The 2,330-nt window shown below is 40.3% G+C and carries 4 protein-coding genes; 3 read left to right on the top strand and 1 reads right to left on the bottom strand.

Annotated features, from left to right (window positions below):
- The 3 genes from ACESK1_RS12235 to ACESK1_RS12245 form a co-directional block, all read left to right on the top strand.
- The coding region (locus ACESK1_RS12235; RefSeq protein WP_372920463.1) for a CapA family protein at positions 1-426 on the top strand (426 nt) is incomplete at its 5' end.
- A gap of 173 nt (positions 427-599) precedes the next feature.
- The gene (locus ACESK1_RS12240) at positions 600-848 is read left to right on the top strand and encodes a hypothetical protein (RefSeq protein ID WP_372920464.1); all 249 of its coding nucleotides are present in this window, start codon (positions 600-602) and stop codon (positions 846-848) included.
- 10 nt (positions 849-858) lie between these two features.
- Complete coding sequence (locus ACESK1_RS12245; RefSeq protein WP_372920465.1) at positions 859-1,551, top strand: aspartate/glutamate racemase family protein; 693 nt, start codon at positions 859-861, stop codon at positions 1,549-1,551.
- Positions 1,552-1,623: 72 nt separating this feature from the next.
- Here ACESK1_RS12245 and ACESK1_RS12250 read toward each other — a convergent pair.
- Positions 1,624-2,330, bottom strand: a 707-nt coding sequence (locus tag ACESK1_RS12250) for an NAD(P)-dependent oxidoreductase (protein ID WP_372920466.1), incomplete at its 5' end; no start/stop codon positions are given.

The raw sequence follows: 2,330 nt of genomic DNA on the forward strand, positions 1-2,330 counted from the left end.
CATTGGGGAGGAAACTGGGGCTATGATATTTCGGAAAGGCAACGGGAGTTTGCCCACCAACTTATCGACCAGGATTTAGTAGATGTTATCTTCGGTCATTCTTCACATCATCCCATGGGGATGGAGGTTTATAAGAACAAATTAATAATCTATGGTGCAGGAGATTTCATCAATGATTATGAAGGTATAAGCGGACACGAAAAATACCGTGGCGACCTCAGCCTGATGTATTTTCCTGAAATTAATATAGAAACCGGACAGCTAATTAGTTTAAAAATGCTTCCGATGAAAATCAAGAATTTCAGTTTACATCAGGCTTCGAAAAAAGATGTGAAGTGGCTTGAAAAGACCTTAACCCGGGAAGGGAAAAAACTGGGAACCGATCTAAATATGGATGATGAAAATGCGCTCTGGCTTCAATGGTAATTAAAAACCTAAAAAAACCTCCGTTTTCCTGATCTTGCTCATAAAATTTCTGCCGATAATTTCTGAATTTGTCTCCTGACAATAAATAAGAAAACAGTGTAACTGCTGTTACAGTACAAAACTGTAGCAATACCTATATTCAGAAAAAGGTATAACTCTCAAATTCAGCAATCATGAAAGCCAACATAATCGTAAAAAACCTGCAGAACAACGGGGCCGCTCAGGCAATATTGAAGAAGGTCTCGGTTATTCCGGGACTAAGTGAAATCAAAATCGATGAGAAGCGCTCAAAACTCTCCTTCAATTACCAAACTGATGAAGCCGTTTTCAGTCTCCTGAAGATCCTGAAAAACATGAAACATGCATATATTGCAACCCGGCGCTCAATGACGACCAGGTCAAATAATAAACAATTAACCTAATTATTGAAAAATGAAATTACTGGGAATGATAGGGGGGACTTCATGGCACTCTACTATTGAATATTACCGGCTGCTTAATCAATTAGCAGGAGAAAGGATAGGCGCCGATCAAAATCCGCCACTTTTATTATACAGCCTTAACATACAATTAATGCGGGAGCAGAATTTAAAGGCTATCAATACCGCATATCTCGAGATCGCGAAAAAACTTGAAGCTGCCGGAGCCGGAGCCATAATAATTTGCGCCAATACTCCGCATATGGTCTATAGTTATGTTCAACCAAAAATCAATATCCCAATTCTCCATATTGCCGATGCAATTGGTATCGAGGCTCAAAAGAAAGGCTTCAAACGGCTGGGCTTGCTTGGCAACAAACCAACCATGACCAAAGGCTTTCTTCAAAACCGACTTAAGGACATCTACAAAATTGAAGTCATTATTCCCGAAGAGGAGTACCTTGAGGACTGCCACGGTTTTGTCTCAAAACAATTAACTCAGGGAAAATTCACGGATGAAGCAAGATCATTTTTCCTGAACCAGATAGAGAAACTTCAGCAAAAAGGAGCCGATGCTATTATCATGGGTTGCACCGAGTTACCCATCCTTATCCCACAGGACAAAACCGAAATTCCATTACTGGAAACCACAGATCTACATGCGCAAATGGCTGTGGATTTTATCTTTGAAGACGAAGAATCCTAATTGGGATAACTCAACTAACCAAAAGCCACAGGATTCTATGAATGCTGTGGCTTTTTAAATTGTAATTTATTTCTAATACAGAACCCTGAAGCGAATGGTTCCTTTTAATCCTTTCAAATCTTTAATCACGGCTTTATCGTATTCTTTATCGATATCAGTGATCACATAACCTACTGTTTCGTTGGTTTTCAGATACTGCCCAACGATGTTGATGTCGTGGTCGGCCAGGATTCGGTTAATATCTGCCAGAATTCCAGGTACGTTCCGATGAATATGAATTAGCCTGTGTGCATCTTTAAGCACCGGTAATTGCAGGTTGGGGAAGTTCACCGAATTGTTAGTTCCTCCAGTATTGATATAGTCAATTAATTTCCCCGGAACAAAATTCCCGATATTCTCCTGCGCTTCCAGGGTGCTTCCGCCAATATGAGGCGTTAGAATTACATTAGGCAATCCGCGAAGTTCCGATTCGAATTCTTCGTTATTGGTTTTTGGTTCCTTCGGAAAAACATCGATTCCCGCCCCCATTACTTTGCCAGATTCTATACTTTCTTTCAAAGCATGGATGTCTACTACATGACCACGGCTAAGGTTTAAGAAAATCACGCCGTCTTTCATTTGGGCAAATTCTTCCTGACCTATCATATCCAGATTTTCTTTACGGCCGTCTACGTGTAAAGTTACTATGTCCACTGTTTCCAGAAGTTCCTTGAGAGAGTTACACCTGGTGACATTCCCCAGGGGAAGTTTTTCTTCGATGTCATAATAATAAACATCAA

It is taken from the genome of Salegentibacter sp., assembly GCF_041642575.1.
Taxonomy (GTDB): Bacteria; Bacteroidota; Bacteroidia; order Flavobacteriales; family Flavobacteriaceae; genus Salegentibacter.

Coding starts and splice junctions, on each gene's coding strand:
- ACESK1_RS12240 (WP_372920464.1), top strand. CDS start 600: ATGAAAGCCAACATAATCGTAAAAAACCTGCAGAACAACGGGGCCGCT.
- ACESK1_RS12245 (WP_372920465.1), top strand. CDS start 859: ATGAAATTACTGGGAATGATAGGGGGGACTTCATGGCACTCTACTATT.